The organism is Nocardioides marmorisolisilvae, from assembly GCF_003725775.1.
Taxonomy (GTDB): domain Bacteria; phylum Actinomycetota; class Actinomycetes; order Propionibacteriales; family Nocardioidaceae; genus Marmoricola; species Marmoricola marmorisolisilvae.
Genome location: NZ_RJSG01000002.1, coordinates 982,203 through 998,419 on the forward strand (window position 1 = coordinate 982,203; position 16,217 = coordinate 998,419).

Below are 16,217 nucleotides of genomic sequence, written 5' to 3' on the forward strand. Positions count from 1 at the left end.
GGTTGGCCTTCTCGGGGCACGTTCGGTGTGCCCCAAGGAAGTCAGGACGCACCATGACGATCACCGAGCCCAACCCGACAGCTGCCGCCTCGACGTTCGACTCGTTGAACCCGCGCACCGGTGAGGTCGTGGCGACCCACCCGATCGCGGGCGAGGCCGACGTCCGCGCGGCCGTCGCGCGAGCGCGCGAGGCCTCCGCCTGGTGGGGCGCACTGAGCTACTCCGAGCGCGCCGACCGGCTCGGCTCCTGGAAGGCGCTGATCACCCAGCGCCTCGACGAGCTCGCCGGCGTGATGAGCGCCGAGACCGGCAAGCCGCACGGCGACGCCCTGCTCGAGGCCGCGCTCGCGATCGACCACCTCGCCTGGGCCTCGAAGCACGCCGGCAAGGTCCTCAAGCGCCACAAGGTGCCGAGCGGACTGGTGATGGCCAACCAGAAGGCCACCGTCGAGTTCCGCCCCCTCGGCGTGATCGGCGTGATCGGACCGTGGAACTACCCGGTGTTCACCCCGATGGGCTCCATCGCCTACGCACTGGCCGCCGGCAACGCGGTGGTGTTCAAGCCCAGCGAGTACACCCCGGGCATCGGGCAGTGGCTGGCCGCCACCTTTGCCGAGGTCATCGACCAGCCGGTCTTCCAGGTCGTCACGGGCCTGGGGGAGACGGGCGCGGCCCTGTGCCGCTCGGGTGTCGACAAGCTCGCCTTCACCGGCTCGACCGCCACCGGCAAGAAGGTGATGGCGGCCTGTGCCGAGTCGCTCACCCCGGTGCTCATCGAGGCCGGCGGGAAGGACGCCCTGATCGTGGACGAGGACGCCGACCTGGACGCCGCCGCTGACGGCGCCGTGTGGGGCGCCTGCGGGAACGCCGGACAGACCTGCGCCGGTGTCGAGCGCGTCTACGTGCACGAGCGCGTGTACGACGAGTTCCTCGAGAAGATCACCGCGAAGGCGAAGGCGCTGGAGGCCAGCGACACCGCCGGTTCCCCGATCGGGCCGATCACGATGCCCTCGCAGATCGACATCATCCGCCGGCACATCGATGACGCTCTGGCCAAGGGTGGCCGCGCCGTGGTCGGTGGCTCCGGCGCGGTCGGCGAGCGCTTCGTGCAGCCCACGATCCTGGTCGACGTCCCGAAGGAGTCCTCGGCCTGGACCGAGGAGACCTTCGGGCCGACGATGACCGTGGCCAAGGTCAACAGCATGGACGAGGCGGTCGCGCTGACCAACGACTCCCGCTACGCGCTCGGTTCCGCGGTCTTCTCCAAGTCGCGCGGCATGAAGATCGCCGAGCGGCTCCGCGTCGGCATGACCTCGATCAACGGCGTGATCACCTTCGCGGGGGTCCCGTCGCTGCCGTTCGGCGGCATCGGTGACTCGGGCTTCGGCCGGATCCACGGCCCGGAGGGTCTGAAGGAGTTCACCTACGCGCACGCGATCACCAAGCAGCGGATGAAGCCGTTGCTGGCGCTGACCACGTTCGAGCGCACCGAGAAGTCGGAGCAGACCCTGGGGAAGATGATGAAGATGCTCCACGGTCGTGGCGGAAAGAAGTAGCGCCAGCTACTTCGACCTGGCGCTGAGGCGCAGCAGCACCTCGCTGCGGGCCCGTGTTGCCCGGCTTCGGTCGAAGTCGTGGCAGGTCGGGCAGTGCGCGGTGGCCGCGGGCCTGGCCTGGTACGTCGCCGCCGACCTGATCGGGCACGACCGACCGTTCTTCGCACCGATCGCGGCGGTGGTCGCGCTCGGCACCAGCTACGGGCAGCGGCTGCGGCGCGTCGCCGAGGTGACCCTCGGCGTCGCGATCGGGGTCTTCCTCGGCGACGTGATCACCCACTTGCTCGGGTCGGGCGGGTGGCAGATCGCGCTCATCGTGAGCCTGGCGATGGTCTCGGCGCTGCTGCTGGACGCAGGCGCCATCTTCGTGACCCAGGCAGCCGTCCAGGCGATCGTGGTCAGCACCCTGCTCCCGGACCCGGGCAAGGCCTTCACCCGGTGGACCGATGCCCTCATCGGCGGAGTGGTGGCGCTGCTGGCGGCCACGGTCGTGCCGCGGGCGCCGTTGCGGCGACCACGCGAGCAGGCGGCCGTGGTGATGAGCCGGATCTCGGCGCTGCTGCGGTCCTCGGCCACGAGCATCGAGGACGGCGACGTGGAGCGGGCGATGGCCACGCTCGCGGACGCGCGGCGCAGCGACGCCCTGATCGCCGAGCTGCGGGCCGCTGCGGACGAGGGCCTCTCGGTGATCGCGTCCTCGCCCTTCCGGCGCCGGCATCGCGGCGGCGTGCGCCGCATGGTCGAGCTCGTCGAGCCGCTCGACTTCGCGCTGCGCAACACCCGGGTGATCGCGCGTCGGGTCGCCGTGGCGGCCTACCGGCACGAGCCGATCCCGCCCGGGTACGCGACCTTCCTGCGCGACCTGGCCGAGGTGACCGACCAGATGACCGCCGAGCTGCGGGCCGACCGGATGGCGGAGCCTGCACGCGACCCGCTGATCGCCCTCGGCCGGGCTTCTGCCCACCTGGAACGCACGACCGTGCTCTCGGCCGAGGTGGTGCTCGCCGGCGTCCGATCACTGATCGCCGACCTGCTCGCGGTCAGCGGGATGGACCCCCTCGAGGCGACCGACCAGATCCCGCTGGTCGACGAGGTCTAGCCGGCGAAGTCGATCTCGGCCGTCGTGACCGTGCCGGCAGTCCGTCCGGGGGCGCGGTGGTTGGACCAGTACAGGTTCGTGTGCGCGATCACCAGGTCCGGCGTCGGGGCGCCCCACGGGCTCTGGTCCTCGGTGGTGTGCGCGTCGCTGACCAGGGTTGCGTCGTAGCCGCGCGCCAGTGCGCCGTGCAGGGTCGAGCGGATGCACTCGTCGCTCTGCGCGCCGGAGACGACCAGGCTGCCGACACCGAGGCCGGCCAGGACGTCCTCCAACGACGTGTCCTCGAACGAGTCCGGGTACTGCTTCTCCACCAGCGCCTCGTCGTCCGCGCGGGTGAGCTCGGGCACGAGCTGCCAGGACTCGCTCTCACGCTCGAGGTACGGGCTGTTGTGCTGGACCCAGACCACCGGGACCTGTGCCTCACGAGCCTTGCCGACCAGGGTCGCGACGTTCGCGACGACGCCGTCACGGTCGTGGTTGCCCTCGACGACGCCGTTCTGGACATCGACCACCAGCAGCGCCTTGTTCGGCCGGTTCTCGAGTGTGCTCATCGTTGCTCCTCCTGCTCGGTGACCCCTCACCCCGACGTTAACCGGCGTCGCCGACATCCTCGACGGCCAGCTCGCGGACCACCGCGTCGACGACCGCGGTAAAGTCTCCGTAGGTCCGTTCGGCGACCCGGCGCTGCCGCTGGTAGGAGGCGCCGCGCTTCGGGATCGTCCGGACCAGGGCGAGGTCCTCGACGCAGTCGAGCCGACGCGCCACCGGGAGCAGGTCGTCCAGGAGGTCCTCGAGGTCCTCGAGCAGCAGCCGCTCGTTCGACTCCGCGTCCAGAATGATCCAGGCGTCCAGGCCGTACCGGGCGGCCCGCCACTTGTTCTCCTGCACGTGCCACGGCGGCAGCGTCGGCAGCGTCTCCCCGGCCTCGAGCCGGTCGACGAGGTGCACCACCAGGCAGTGCGTCAGCGCGACCAGCGCCCGCATCTCCTCGACCGTGGACACGCCGTCGCAGATGCGCACCTCCACGGTCCCGGTCCTCGGGGCGGGCCGGACGTCCCAGCGGATCTCGTCGATCTGGTCGATCACGCCGGTGGTCAGCAGGTCCTGGGCGTAGTGCTCGAACTCCGCCCAGGTCTCGAACTGGAACGGCAGCCCGGCGGTCGGCAGCTGCTGGAACATCAGGGCGCGGTTCGAGGCGTAGCCGGTGTCGGTGCCCGACCAGATCGGGGAGGACGCGGAGAGCGCCAGCAGGTGCGGGTACCACTTCATCAGCGCTGAGACGATCGGTACGACGTGCTCGCGGCGCACGCCGACGTGCACGTGCACGCCCCAGATCAGCATCTGGCGACCCCACCACTGGGTGCGGGCGATCAGCTCCTCGTAGCGGTGGCCGGCGGTGAGCTGCTGGCCGGACCAGTCGGCGAACGGGTGGGTCCCGGCGCAGTACAGGTCGACGCCGAGCTCGTCGGCGACCGGGCGCACCTTGGCGATCATCTCCGTCAGCTCGCCGAGGGCCTCGTCGGTGTTGCGGCAGATGCCGGTGGTCAGCTCGATCGTGTTGCGCAGCAGCTCGCGGTGCAGCCGCGGCTCGTGGCCGTGGACCTCGGTGAACCGCTCGAGCAGGTCGCGAGCGGCGTTGACCAGGTCGCGGGAGCGCTTGTCGACCAGGGCGAATTCCCACTCGACCCCGAGGGACGGGCCAGGGGAGTCCGCGAATTCGATGGCCACGGGGCAAGCCTTCCACAAGCATGGGCTGGTGCCGCCGACCTGGATCACCGCGTTCCTCGACTTCCCCACCGGTTCCTGGGAGAACGGGGTTCGCTTCTGGCGGGACGTCACTGCGAGCGGGTTGTCCCCGGTTCGCGGTGCGGACGGCGAGTTCGCGACCTTGCTCCCGGCCACGGGGGAGCCCTTCCTGCGGGTGCAGCGGACGGGCGCGGACCGCCCGGGCATCCACCTGGACCTGCACGGAGCGGAGGACCACTGGGAGGTGCGCACCTCGCCGGGTGGCTTCGTGTTCTGCGTGAACGTCCCTGCGGGCGGGGAGCGTCCACCACCGCAGGCGTGGCCCGGTCGGCACACCTCGCTGGTCGACCAGGTCTGCCTGGACATCCCTCCGGACGCGTACGACGCCGAGTGCGCGTACTGGGCAGACCTGACGGGCTGGGAGCTCGCGCCGACGAGTGCGCCGTACATGCGGCAGCTGGTGCGCCCTGCCGGAATGCCGCTGCGGATCCTGCTGCAGCGTCGGGACGAGGGCAGCGGACCGGTCACGGCGCACCTCGACATCGCGACCACGGACCGGGAGGCCGAGGTGGCCCGCCACGTCGCGCTCGGAGCCGTCGTCGACGGAGGCGGCGCGCGCTGGACCCGGATGCTCGATCCGGTCGGGATGGTCTACTGCCTCACCGACCGGGACCCGGTTACCGGCCTGCTGCCCTGAGCTTCTCGATCCAGCGCAGCGCGCTGCCGTCGAAGGGCGGCTCGCCGTTCGCCATGGCCTCGAAGACCTCCTGGCAGGAGACCCGGGCGGCCTGGATGACGCCCTCGGGGTAGCCGAGCTGGACCTGGTGCAGCTCGAACTCGTCCTCGTCGTCGACCCAGATCCGGCCGTCCGTCTCGCGGATCACGTCCAGGTCGAGGTCGACGCAGCGGACCTCGGACTCGTCATCGGTCCAGGCCACCGGGGTGGTGACGTCGACGTAGATGTCCACCGGCCGGTCCGGGTCGGTGCCGTAGATCGTGGCGACCCACCAGGCGTCGTGGGGGAGCAGCACCACGTGGTCGGCCCACGCGGTGAACCCCTTGTCCGGCTTCGAGAGCCAGGTCCCGGTGGGCACGCCGACCCAGTGCCCGAGCGCGTCCACCCCGAGGCGGACGGCGTCGAACTCCCAGTGCGGCTGGTCAGGCCACTTGCGGGTGAGGACTCGGGTGCTGCGCACGTGCGCAGCCTAGAGCCAGCCTCAGTGCTTCTTCGGCTTGGGCATCGTCATCGGCGCGAGCCGGGCAATGACGTCCTGGTAGCCCGACCCGGTGAACTTGGCGAAGTTGTGCAGCAGGTGGGCGTCGATGCCGACCAGGACCCGCGCCTTGCCCTTGACCGCGCCGTCGAGGATGATCCCGGCGGCCTTCTCGGCGGTCATCCGGGCCAGCTTCTTGTCGAACAGCTCGTCGATCTTGGCAGCGTCCTGGCTCGAGGTCTTGCGGCCGTTGCGGGCGATCCCGGTCTTGATGCCACCGGGGTGGATGCAGGTGACCGTGACCGGGTGCTTGTTGATCAGCATCTCCTCGCGCAGCGCCTCGGTGAAGCCGCGCACGGCGTACTTGGTGGCGTTGTACGCGGTCTGGCCGGGCATGGAGATCAGGCCGAAGAGGCTGGAGATGTTCACCACCGCGCCGTCGCCGGAGGCGATCAGGTGCGGCAGGAACTCCTTGGTGCCGTTGACCACGCCGAGGAAGTTGACGCCGACGATCCAGTCGAAGTCCTCGTACGCCATCTCCTCGAAGTCGCCGGTCACGGTGACGCCGGCGTTGTTCACGACCATGTTGACCCGGCCGAACTGCTCGGCGACGGCGGTCGCCCAGGTGGCCATCGCGGCGCGGTCGGAGACGTCGATGACGTCGCTGCGCAGCTCCTTGGCACCGGCCGCCTTGCACAGGTCGACGGTCTCGGCGAGACCCTCGGCGTTCCAGTCCGAGATCGCCAGCAGCGCACCCTCGCGGGCGGCCTTGAGCGCCATCTCGCGGCCCATCCCGGAGCCTGCTCCGGTGATCACCACGACCTTGTCGTTGAGGGACTTCATGCCACGAGCTCCTTGTCGTCGGTGGTGCCGGTCGTGCGCGTGGTGACCTCGTACTTGTCGAGGTCGAAATTACGCAGCAGGCCCCGGAACGCGAAAGTGGTGCGCGGCCACAGGGTGGTGTTGCGTCCGTGCTCGTCGAGGTACCAGCTGGCGCAGCCACCGGTGCTCCACACGGTGCGCTTCATCCGGCGCTGCATGTCCTCGGTCCACGCTTCCTGCGCCGCGAGCGTCGGCTCGACGGCGGTGATGCCACCGGCCTCCATCTGCTCCAGGGCGGAGAGGATGTAGGCGATCTGGCTCTCGATGATGAACACCATGCTGGAGTGCCCCAGGCCGGTGTTGGCGCCGACGATCTGGAAGAGGTTCGGGAAGCCGCTGGTGGTGGTGCCCTTGTACGACGCCATCCCGTGCTCGGCCCAGACGTCGCCCAGGGTGCGGCCCTCGCGGCCCTTGATGTGGTGCGCGATGGGCTGGTCGGTGGTGTAGAAGCCGGTGGCCACGATCAGCACGTCGATGTCGCGGGCCACGCCGTCGCGGGTGACGATCCCGGTCGGGGTGATCTCGGCGATGCCGTCGGTGATCACCTCGACGTTGTCCTGCGCGAGGGCGGGGTAGTAGGTGTTCGAGATCAGGATGCGCTTGCAGCCCATCTGGAAGTCCGGGGTGACCTTGGCGCGCAGCTCCGGGTCGCTGATGCCCTTCTTGATGTTGCCCTCGGCGATCGCCTGGACCGGCGCCAGGATCTTCGGCTGCCAGGTGAACGCGGGCACGTAGGTCTCGCGGCCCCAGTAGATCGCCGTGCGGTAGAGCTTCTGGAGGCCGGGGACGAGCTTGAAGCCCAGACGCTCGATCGCGGTGTAGCTGCGGTCGTGGCGCGGCATCACCCAGGGGGCGGTGCGCTGGTAGACGTCGAGGTGCGCGACCTGCTTGGCGATCTCGGGGATCACCTGGATCGCGGAGGCGCCGGTGCCGATGACCGCCACCCGCTTGCCGGTCAGGTCGACCTCGTGGTTCCAGCGGGCGGTGTGGAAGATCTCGCCGGTGAAGCCCTCGATGCCCTTGATCTCGGGGTTCTTCGGCTCGGAGAGTCCACCGGAACCGCTGATCACGACGTCGGCCACGACGGTGCCCGCGGTGGTGGTCACGGTCCAGGTCTGGTCGGTCTCGTCCCAGACGGCGTCCTCGACGCTCGTGCCGAAGAAGAAGCGGTCCAGGACACCGGCGCGCTGGGCGACGTCCTGCAGGTAGGCGTGGATCTCCGGCTGCGGGGAGAACGAGCGCGACCAGTTCGGGTTCGGGGCGAACGAGAACGAGTACAGCTGGCTCGGGACGTCGCAGGCGGCTCCGGGGTAGGTGTTGTCGCGCCAGGTGCCCCCGACCGTGTCGCCCTTGTCGACGACGACGAAGTCGGTGCGGCCGGCCTCGTCGAGCTTGATGGCGGTGCCGAGACCGGCGAAGCCCGCGCCGACCACCAGGATCCGGGTGCGCTCGGGGAGCGTCTGCGTCGTACTCATGGACAGAAACTCTATCTCTTGTTGAACGACCGTCAATAGCGTTGTTGACGAATGTTCAGTAATCTGGACCACATGACCAGCACCAGTGGGCGCACCAGGATGTCGCCGGAGGGGCGCCGCGAGCAGCTCCTCGAGCTCGGCACGCAGCTGTTGTCCACGCGCACGCTGGACGAGATCTCCATCGAGGTCCTCGCCGAGGAGGCCGGGATCTCTCGCGGCCTGCTCTACCACTACTTCGGCAACAAGCAGGATTTCCACGTCGCGGTCGTCCGCCGCGCGGTCGAGCAGCTGGTCGCGATCACCGCACCCCGCGACATCGAGGACCCGCTGGAGCAGCTCGCGGTCTCGCTCGGCGCGTACGTCGACTACGTGGTCGAGAACTACACCGGATACGTCTCGCTCGTGCGGGCGGCCTCCGGTGGCAACGACGAGCTCCGCACGATCTACGAAGCGGGACGCCGTGCCCTGGTCGACCGGATCTTCGAGGTCACCGGATCCGACGGGATGGATGCCCTCGGTGTGCCGGACAGCCCTGCGGTGCGGTTGCTCGCCGACGGCTGGTCGGCGATGACCGAGGCCGTCGTGGTGGCGTGGGTCGCCGACGACCACGGGCTCTCGCGCGAGGACCTGCTGCAGCGGCTCGCAGGAGCGCTGCCGGCGATCGCCCTGGCCTAGTCGGGGCCTACTGGGGCCTAGTCGTCGTTCCCGTAGATGTCGCGGGAGTAGACCTTGTCCAGGACGTCGTCGAGGTTGTCCGAGCGCCGGTTGGCGATGATCACGTCGGAGCGCTTCTTGAACTCGTCGAGATCGGTGATCACCTCGGAGTTGAAGAAGACCTCTTCGGTGAAGTTCGGCTCGTAGATCACGACCTCGACACCCTTGGCCTTGATCCGCTTCATCACGCCCTGGATCGAGGAGTCCCGGAAGTTGTCCGAGCCGGCCTTCATGATCAGCCGGTAGACCCCCACGGTCTGCGGGCTGCGGCGCAGGATGTCGTCGGCGATGAAGTCCTTGCGGGTGGTGTTGGCGTCCACGATCGCGCTGATCAGGTTCTGCGGCACGTCCCGGTAGTTCGCCTGGAGCTGCTTGGTGTCCTTGGGCAGGCAGTACCCGCCGTACCCGAAGGACGGGTTGTTGTAGTGCTTGCCGACCCGCGGGTCCAGCCCGACGCCCTCGATGATCTGGCGGGTGTCGAGGCCGTGGCTCGCGGCGTAGGTGTCCAGCTCGTTGAAGTACGCCACCCGCAGGGCGAGGAACGTGTTCGCGAACAGCTTGATGGCCTCGGCCTCGGTGGAGCCGGTGAACAGCACGTCGATGTCGGTCTTGATCGCACCCTCGACCAGCAGGTTCGCGAAGGTGTGCGCCTGCTCGGTGTCGGAGCCGACGATGATCCGCGAGGGGTGCAGGTTGTCGTACAGCGCACGGCCCTCGCGCAGGAACTCGGGGGAGAAGATGATCGAGGCGCCCGGGTGCTCCTCGCGCATGCGGGCGGTGAAGCCGACCGGCACCGTGGACTTGACCACGATCGAGGCGGTCGGCTCGATCGCGACGACGTCGGCGATGACCGCCTCCACCGAGCCGGTGTCGAAGTAGTTGGTGCGCTCGTCGTAGTTCGTCGGCGTCGCCACGATCACGAACGCCGCCCCCCGGAAAGCCTCGTTCTTGTCGAGCGTCGCGGTCAGGTTCAGCGGACGGTTCGCGAGGTAGTCCTCGAGCTCGACGTCCTCGATCGGGGACCGCTTGGCGTTGATCAGCTCGACCTTCTCCGGGATCAGGTCGAGCGCCCAGACGTCGTGGTGCTGCGCCAGGATCACGGCGTTCGAGAGGCCGACGTAACCGGTTCCGGCGATCGCAATCTTCATGGCGCCGATGGTATCGGTCCGGAATGAGTGTTCCGGACGGGTTCCGTGAACGGCGGGTGTCCGAGTCCGTTAAGTTTCGCACCATGATCCCCAACCCCGTTCCCGACGTTCCGGGCCCGCCCAAGAGGGTGCTCGTCACCGGTGGAGCCGGCTTCATCGGCTCGCACCTGACCCGGCGGCTGCTGGACCAGGGACACGACGTGCTGGTGGTCGACAACTTCTACTCCAGCACCCGGGCGAACCTGTACGACCTGCACGACGAGCCGCGCTTCGAGCTGATGCGCCACGACGTCACGTTCCCGCTCTACGTCGAGGTCGACGAGATCTACCACCTGGCCTGCCCGGCGTCGCCGGTGTTCTACCAGCGCGACCCGGTGATGACGACCAAGACCTGCGTGCACGGCTCGATCAACATGCTCGGCCTGGCCAAGCGCACCGGCGCCAAGATCCTGCTCGCCTCCACCTCCGAGGTGTACGGCGACCCGGCGGTGCACCCGCAGGAGGAGTCCTACTGGGGCAACGTCAACCCGATCGGCCTGCGCTCCTGCTACGACGAGGGCAAGCGCTGCGCCGAGACGCTGTTCTTCGACTACCACCGCCAGCACGGGCTCGGGATCAAGGTTGCCCGGATCTTCAACACCTACGGTCCGAACATGCTGCCCAACGACGGCCGGGTGGTCTCGAACTTCATCATGCAGGCGCTGGCCGGCAAGGACATCACCGTCTTCGGCGACGGTGAGCAGACCCGGTCGTTCTGCTACGTGGACGACCTGGTCACCGGCCTCATCAGCCTGATGGAGAGCCCGCCGGAGGTCACCGGCCCGATCAACATCGGCAACCCCGGTGAGTTCACCATGCTCGAGCTCGCGGAGAAGGTCATCGCGATGACCGGCAGCTCCAGCAAGCTCGTGCACGAGCCGCTGCCGACCGACGACCCGAACCGCCGCAAGCCGAACATCGACAAGGCCATCGAGCTCCTCGGGTGGCAGCCGACGGTGGCCCTCGACGACGGCCTGAAGCCGACCGTGGAGTACTTCCGCGGAATGGTGGACGCGTGAGTCCAGCGGCGGCGTTTCTTGTAACGTCCTGCCCGTCTTCCCCGCTCTGATCGACCCGATCGACAAGGTTTCCCAAGCGATGCGCATCTACCTGGCCTGGCAGTACATCACCGGGTACTCGACCTCCGGCATGCACGAGCTGGTGGCCCAGGGCCACGACGTGAAGCTGATGTTCCAGGAGGCGCTGGTCAAGCCGCCGTTCCTGGCTCCCTTCGACGACGCCGAGCTCACCAAAGGTCTGGACGCCGTCGGCTGGACCGGTCAGCCGGACGAGGACCTGCTGATCCAGCAGGTCGAGGAGTTCCAGCCCGACGTGCTGGTCGTGAACTCGTGGCACATCCCGGCGTACATGCGGCTGGCGAAGAAGTGGAAGGGCAAGGCGCTGCGCGTGGTCGTCATGGACCACCAGTGGGACGGCACCCTGAAGCAGTGGGGGGCCCGGCTCACCCGCAACTTCTACATCCAGAAGTACTTCGACGCGGCCTGGATGCCGAGCGACCCGCAGGCCGAGTTCGCCCGGCACCTGGGCTTCAAGCAGCACCAGATCATCACCGGCCTCTACACCTGCGAGGACTCGTTCTTCACCGGTCCGCAGGAGAACCCGGCGGACGCGTTCCTGCTGGTGGGTCGGCTGGTCGACACCAAGGGCGTCGACGTCCTCGCCCCGGCGTACCGGAAGTACCGCGAGCAGTCCGAGGCCGCCGGCAAGACGCCGTGGGGCCTGACCGTGGCCGGCATCGGGCCGATGGAGGACGAGCTCAAGGCGATCCCGGGCGTGGAGATGCTCGGCTTCGTGATGCCGAAGGACCTGCCCTCCGTGATGGCGCGGACCGGCTGCATGATCCTGCCGAGCCGCTGGGAGCCCTGGGGCGTCGTGGTCCACGAGGCGATCGCGTCCGGACAGGCCGTCATCCTCACCCAGGTGTGCGGGGCGGCGTCCAAGCTCGTCAACGACGGCTACAACGGCCGGATCATCGCGGTCGGCGCTGTCGACGAGATGGTCGAGGCGATGCACTGGATCGCCAACGCGGACCCGGAGCAGCGCAAGCTGATCAGCCGGCGCAGCGCCGAGCTGGCCAAGCAGTTCACGCCGCAGTTCATGGCCGGCAACCTGGTCAGCAAGGCCGTCGAGCTGCTGCCCGAGGCGTTGGGCCAGGGGACCTGAGCGTGGCCGTCACCCTGATCGTCGAGCCGGACCCGAGCGGTCACCGGTTCCAGGCCGTCGCCAACGTCGCCGCCGTCGCCGGCGAGACGACCGAGGTCGTCCTGCTCACCACCGCCGAGGCGGCCGCGGGCGAGGCCTTCGACGTCTACCTCGCCGACACGAAGTTCCTCGCGGTGGAGCCGGTCTTCGACCAGCTGTACCCGCCGACCGAGGAGATCGCCCGCGCGATCGCCGACCAGGCGCGGGAGCGCGACGTCGAGACCGCCGTGCTGATGGATGCCGACAACGCCCTCAAGCGCTGGTGGCTGGTGGCCCGGCGGGAGTTCAAGGGCCTGGCCCGCAAGCCACGCATCGTGATGATGCTGACCCGCTACCCGGCGCGCATCAAGTACACCGACAAGCGGGTCATGCAGCTGCGCATCTCCAAGGGTCTGCTGGCGATGGTCTCCCGTGCGAACGGGACCGTGCAGCACCTGTCCGGCTTCGCTGGCCGCGACGACATGTCGCACGGCTGGGTCGTACGCCGCGCGCGCGACCCCGAGATCTGCTCGGCGCACTCCCGGGACCGTGCCGCGTTGCGCGCCGAGCTCGACCTGCCCGCGGACCGGGTGCTGGTCGGCATCTTCGGCATGATCGGCCCGGACAAGCGCCCGGACCTGGTGCTCGAGGCCATCAAGGTCTCCGGGATCGACGGTGACCTCGTGCTCGCCGGCGGCGTGAAGCCCGAGGTCGTCGCCTGGCTCGACGGCCTGGACGAGGCCGACCGGGCCCGGGTGATCGTGCGCAACGGCTTCCTGAGCAACGAGGTCCTGGACAAGCACGTGGCGGCGGTCAACGCGGTGCCGATCGCCCAGGTCCACGGCGGCCCGAGCGGGATCATGGGCAAGGCCAGCGCGGCCGGCGTCCCGGTGGTCTCGGCCGGATCCGAGGTGCGCGCCCGCGAGATGGTGGCCACCGACAGCGGCGAGAACGCGGAGATGACCGCCGAAAGCATCGGCGCGGCGATCAAGCGGGTCGTGGAGCGCGACCCGGACGCTCCGCGGCGAAACACCGTGCCGCCCGCGACGGCGGAGGAGTTCTCGCGTAACCTGCTCGGTGTCGACGGGGAGGGACGTTTCGTCGGCATGTCGCGGCGTTAGCCGTGCAGGTGACCGTGCAAACGGTCATACTCGTTCCAGGAAATCGGGGGAGTTCCTTTCAATGAGCATCGGAAAAGGTGTGTCGTGACCTCCCTGAACCCGCAGTTCCTCCTTCGGACGCCCCGCCTGCGCTCGGCCATCAAGTCGACCGTGAGCGCAGTCAACACGCCGCTGGCCAAGATGCGTGCCCGTCGTGCGTTCGCGGCTGCCCCGCGCCCGATGAAGCTCGAGATCGGCGGCCTGCTGCCGCGTGACGGCTGGGTCATCACCAACGTGAACGCGACCACCCGCAACTACCTGGACTGCACGTCGACGTGGCCGGTCGAGGACGCGGCCGCGTCCTACATCTTCTCCGACAACGTGATCGAGCACATCCCTCTCGCCGCCGGCCGCGCGATGCTGGCCGAGGCTCACCGGGTGCTGCAGCCGGGCGGTGTCATCCGCCTGGTGACCCCGGACATCAAGAAGCACGTCGAGCTGTACCTGGCCGGGTCCGCGTCCACGCAGACCGACGTGGCCAAGGAGTACCGGGACATGGGCCTGGTCGTGGAGCACTCCATCGACCTGATCCGGATCCCGATCGGCAGCTTCGGCCACCACGAGGGCTACGTCTACGACTTCGACGTCCTCGAGCAGGAGCTCAAGCGCGCCGGCTTCCACTCGGTCGTCCAGTGCGAGATGGGCGAGAGCGAGCACGAGGCGCTCAAGGGGATCGACTTCCGCCTGGCCCAGGAGGGCGCGCAGATCGTCGTCGAGGCGACGCGCTGAGCGAAGCGACGTCCTGAGGCTCTCGAAGGGCTAGGGAAGTTCGACCGTGAACGTCGTGTCGCCCGGACGGGACACGACACCGGCGGTTCCACCGTGGGCTGCGGCGATCGCGCTCACCAGCGAGAGCCCGAGGCCGGCCCCACCGGACGCTCGGGTCCGGCTGGAGTCGCCACGGGTGAACCGCTCGAACGCCGCTGCGGCGATGTCCTCGGGAAGGCCCGGGCCGTCGTCGTGGACGTCGATACGGACGCCACCTGCCGGCGTCGCCTGAACGCGGACCGTCACGGTCGTCCCGGCCGGTGTGTGGTTGCGGGCGTTGTTCAGCAGGTTGGTGACGACCTGGTGCAGGCGGTCCGCGTCTCCGGTCGCCGTCACCGGCTCGTCGGGCAGGTCGAAACGCCAGTGGTGGTCCGGGGCCAGCACCCGCGCGTCCGCGACCGCTTCGAGCAGCAGCCGGGTCAGGTCGACGTCCTCGCGGACCAGCGGACGGCCGGAGTCCAGGCGCGCCAGCAGGAGCAGGTCCTCGACGAGCGCGGACATCCGGCCGGCCTCGGTCTCGACCTTGTTCAGCGCCGTGGCCAGGGCGCCCGGGTCGTCCGGCGTGCGGCGGGAGAGCTCGGCGTAGCCGTGGATCGTGGACAGCGGCGTACGCAGCTCGTGCGAGGCGTCCGCGACGAACTGGCGCACCTGCTGCTCACTGCGGTGCCGGGCCGCGAGCGCCGAGTCGACGTGCTCGAGAAGCGTGTTGAGAGCCGCGCCCACCTGGCCGACCTCGGTGTCGGTGTCGGTGAGCCCTTCGGCGACCCGGGTGTGGATGGTGGTTTCGCCCGTGGAGAGGTTCTGGGCCGAGACCTCGCGGGCCGTCTCCGCGACGTCGTGCAGGGGCTTGAGCTGCCGGCGTACCAGCCAGGTCCCGGCCCCTCCAGCGGCGAAGACGCCGAGAAGGGTCAGCAGGGCGAACCAGGCGATCATGTTGCCGAGCGTGTGGTCGATGTCGTCGGTCGGCAGACCGAGGACGAAGACGTTCCCGTTCGGGTCGGTGGTCGACTCGATCCGGAACGTCTTGCCGGAGACCTCCGCGGACTGCGCCTTGGCGTCCGATGCCTTGTTCAGGAGTCGGCGCACCGTCGCGGCGGGCAGCTGGGTCGCGGTGTTGACCTCCTCGCCGAGGATCCCTCCGGCCGCGCTGAGGCTGTTCGCCGGCTTGATCACGATCAGGGTGCCGGGCGGCTGGCGGATGGAGACGCTGCCCGGTCCACCACCGGCCTGGAACTGGGGGCCGTTACCCCGGTGCAGCGCATCGGAGACCTTGCCGTCCAGCTGTCCGGTCAGGTAGCTGCGCATCGCGACGGTGGCGCTCGTCCCGACGAGGATGCCGACCACCGCCACCAGCGCCACCGCGGTGACGACCAGGCGGCTGGTCAGGGTGCGGGGGAAGAACCTCACGCCTCGACCGGCTTCAGCACGTAGCCGGCACCGCGCATCGTGTGGATCATCGGCTCCCGGCCGGCGTCCACCTTCTTGCGCAGGTAGGAGATGTACAGCTCGACCACGTTCGCCTGGCCGCCGAAGTCGTAGTTCCAGACCCGGTCGAGGATCTGGGCCTTGGACAGCACCCGCTTCGGGTTGCGCATCAGGTACCGCAGCAGCTCGAACTCGGTGGCCGTCAGGTTGATCGCCGTACCGGCGCGGCTGACGTCGTGGCTGTCCTCGTCGAGCAGCAGGTCGCCGACCGAGAGCACCGAGTGCTCGGCGGTCTGCTGGGCGCCCGCGCGGCGCATCAGCGCCCGGAGCCGGGCGACGACCTCCTCGAGCGAGAACGGCTTGGTCACGTAGTCGTCGCCGCCGGCGGTCAGCCCGGCGACCCGGTCCTCGATGGCGTCGCGCGCGGTCAGGAACAGCACCGGCACGTCGGCGGAGTCAGCCCGCAGGCGCCGCAGCACCTCCATGCCGTCGAAGTCGGGCAGCATCATGTCCAGCACGACCGCGTCGGGGGAGAACTTCCGGGCCGCTGCCACGGCCTTGGACCCGTTCAGCGCGACCTCGACGTCCCAGCCCTCGTAGCGCAGCGCCATCCGCAGCAGCTCGGCGATGTTCGGCTCGTCGTCGACCACCAGCACCCGCAGCGGGGTGCCGTCGATCCGGGTGAGCTCGGGTCCACGTGCAGCAGTCATGAAGGAAGCGTGACGCACCTGTGCAGCCTTTATCCATGGGTTCGCTGTGAGAAACCTGTGAACGCGGGGCACGCTGCGA

Annotated in this window: 16 protein-coding genes; 8 read left to right on the top strand and 8 right to left on the bottom strand. The window is 69.2% G+C overall.

From position 1 onward, the window contains the following. Positions 1-53 precede the first annotated feature (53 nt). Together EFL95_RS08680 and EFL95_RS08685 are read left to right on the top strand one after the other, a co-directional pair. A complete protein-coding gene (locus tag EFL95_RS08680) occupies positions 54-1,556 on the top strand; it encodes an aldehyde dehydrogenase family protein (RefSeq protein ID WP_123233604.1) in 1,503 nt (500 codons plus the stop codon). Next, positions 1,540-2,655, top strand: coding sequence for an FUSC family protein (locus EFL95_RS08685; protein ID WP_246004864.1), 1,116 nt, complete (start codon positions 1,540-1,542; stop codon positions 2,653-2,655). Before EFL95_RS08680 ends, EFL95_RS08685 begins: the two co-directional genes overlap by 17 nt. Here the strand turns inward: EFL95_RS08685 and EFL95_RS08690 are convergent. Continuing rightward, a complete protein-coding gene (locus EFL95_RS08690; RefSeq protein ID WP_123233605.1) occupies positions 2,652-3,206 on the bottom strand; it encodes a cysteine hydrolase family protein in 555 nt (184 codons plus the stop codon). The genes EFL95_RS08685 and EFL95_RS08690 overlap by 4 nt on opposite strands. A 37-nt stretch (positions 3,207-3,243) precedes the next feature. Beyond that, entirely contained in the window at positions 3,244-4,383 is a 1,140-nt protein-coding gene (locus EFL95_RS08695) for a glutamate--cysteine ligase (RefSeq protein ID WP_123233606.1), read from the bottom strand. A gap of 28 nt (positions 4,384-4,411) precedes the next feature. Between EFL95_RS08695 and EFL95_RS20035 the strand changes: the two genes are divergently transcribed. Further along, the gene (locus EFL95_RS20035) at positions 4,412-5,098 is read left to right on the top strand and encodes a VOC family protein (protein WP_123234877.1); all 687 of its coding nucleotides are present in this window, start codon (positions 4,412-4,414) and stop codon (positions 5,096-5,098) included. Here EFL95_RS20035 and EFL95_RS08705 read toward each other — a convergent pair. From EFL95_RS08705 to EFL95_RS08715, 3 genes are read right to left on the bottom strand one after another with little or no spacing between them, the layout of a single operon-like run. Then, the gene (locus EFL95_RS08705; protein ID WP_123233607.1) at positions 5,079-5,597 is read right to left on the bottom strand and encodes a ribonuclease FAU-1 family protein; all 519 of its coding nucleotides are present in this window, start codon (positions 5,595-5,597) and stop codon (positions 5,079-5,081) included. The genes EFL95_RS20035 and EFL95_RS08705 overlap by 20 nt on opposite strands. A gap of 21 nt (positions 5,598-5,618) precedes the next feature. Beyond that, on the bottom strand, positions 5,619-6,458 hold the full coding sequence (locus EFL95_RS08710; RefSeq protein WP_123233608.1) for an SDR family NAD(P)-dependent oxidoreductase: 840 nt from the start codon (positions 6,456-6,458) through the stop codon (positions 5,619-5,621). After that, positions 6,455-7,972 (bottom strand): flavin-containing monooxygenase, encoded by a 1,518-nt coding sequence (locus tag EFL95_RS08715; RefSeq protein WP_123233609.1) that lies wholly within the window; start codon positions 7,970-7,972, stop codon positions 6,455-6,457. Before EFL95_RS08715 ends, EFL95_RS08710 begins: the two co-directional genes overlap by 4 nt. A 72-nt stretch (positions 7,973-8,044) precedes the next feature. Between EFL95_RS08715 and EFL95_RS08720 the strand changes: the two genes are divergently transcribed. After that, a complete protein-coding gene (locus EFL95_RS08720) occupies positions 8,045-8,647 on the top strand; it encodes a TetR/AcrR family transcriptional regulator (RefSeq protein WP_123233610.1) in 603 nt (200 codons plus the stop codon). Positions 8,648-8,664: 17 nt separating this feature from the next. On the opposite strand, the gene EFL95_RS08725 is transcribed toward EFL95_RS08720, so the two are convergent. Continuing rightward, a complete protein-coding gene (locus tag EFL95_RS08725; protein ID WP_123233611.1) occupies positions 8,665-9,834 on the bottom strand; it encodes a nucleotide sugar dehydrogenase in 1,170 nt (389 codons plus the stop codon). Between the two features lie 83 nt (positions 9,835-9,917). Between EFL95_RS08725 and EFL95_RS08730 the strand changes: the two genes are divergently transcribed. From EFL95_RS08730 to EFL95_RS08745, 4 genes are all read left to right on the top strand, one after another. Continuing rightward, positions 9,918-10,892 carry a UDP-glucuronic acid decarboxylase family protein gene (locus EFL95_RS08730; RefSeq protein WP_123233612.1) on the top strand — a complete coding sequence of 325 codons (975 nt, stop codon included), beginning with the start codon at positions 9,918-9,920 and terminating at the stop codon, positions 10,890-10,892. Between the two features lie 79 nt (positions 10,893-10,971). Further along, positions 10,972-12,057: a glycosyltransferase family 4 protein gene (locus EFL95_RS08735; RefSeq protein WP_123233613.1), complete on the top strand. Its 1,086-nt coding sequence runs from the start codon at positions 10,972-10,974 to the stop codon at positions 12,055-12,057. A 2-nt stretch (positions 12,058-12,059) separates the two neighbouring features. Next, positions 12,060-13,196, top strand: a complete 1,137-nt coding sequence (locus tag EFL95_RS08740) for a glycosyltransferase family protein (protein ID WP_123233614.1) — start codon at positions 12,060-12,062, stop codon at positions 13,194-13,196. Between the two features lie 150 nt (positions 13,197-13,346). Continuing rightward, positions 13,347-13,964 carry a class I SAM-dependent methyltransferase gene (locus tag EFL95_RS08745; protein ID WP_183407099.1) on the top strand — a complete coding sequence of 206 codons (618 nt, stop codon included), beginning with the start codon at positions 13,347-13,349 and terminating at the stop codon, positions 13,962-13,964. Between the two features lie 30 nt (positions 13,965-13,994). Here EFL95_RS08745 and EFL95_RS08750 read toward each other — a convergent pair whose 3' ends face one another. Further along, complete coding sequence (locus EFL95_RS08750) at positions 13,995-15,410, bottom strand: sensor histidine kinase (RefSeq protein WP_246004866.1); 1,416 nt, start codon at positions 15,408-15,410, stop codon at positions 13,995-13,997. Beyond that, entirely contained in the window at positions 15,407-16,138 is a 732-nt protein-coding gene (locus EFL95_RS08755; protein ID WP_123233616.1) for a response regulator transcription factor, read from the bottom strand. The genes EFL95_RS08750 and EFL95_RS08755 overlap by 4 nt, the downstream gene beginning before the upstream one ends. Positions 16,139-16,217: the final 79 nt, after the last annotated feature.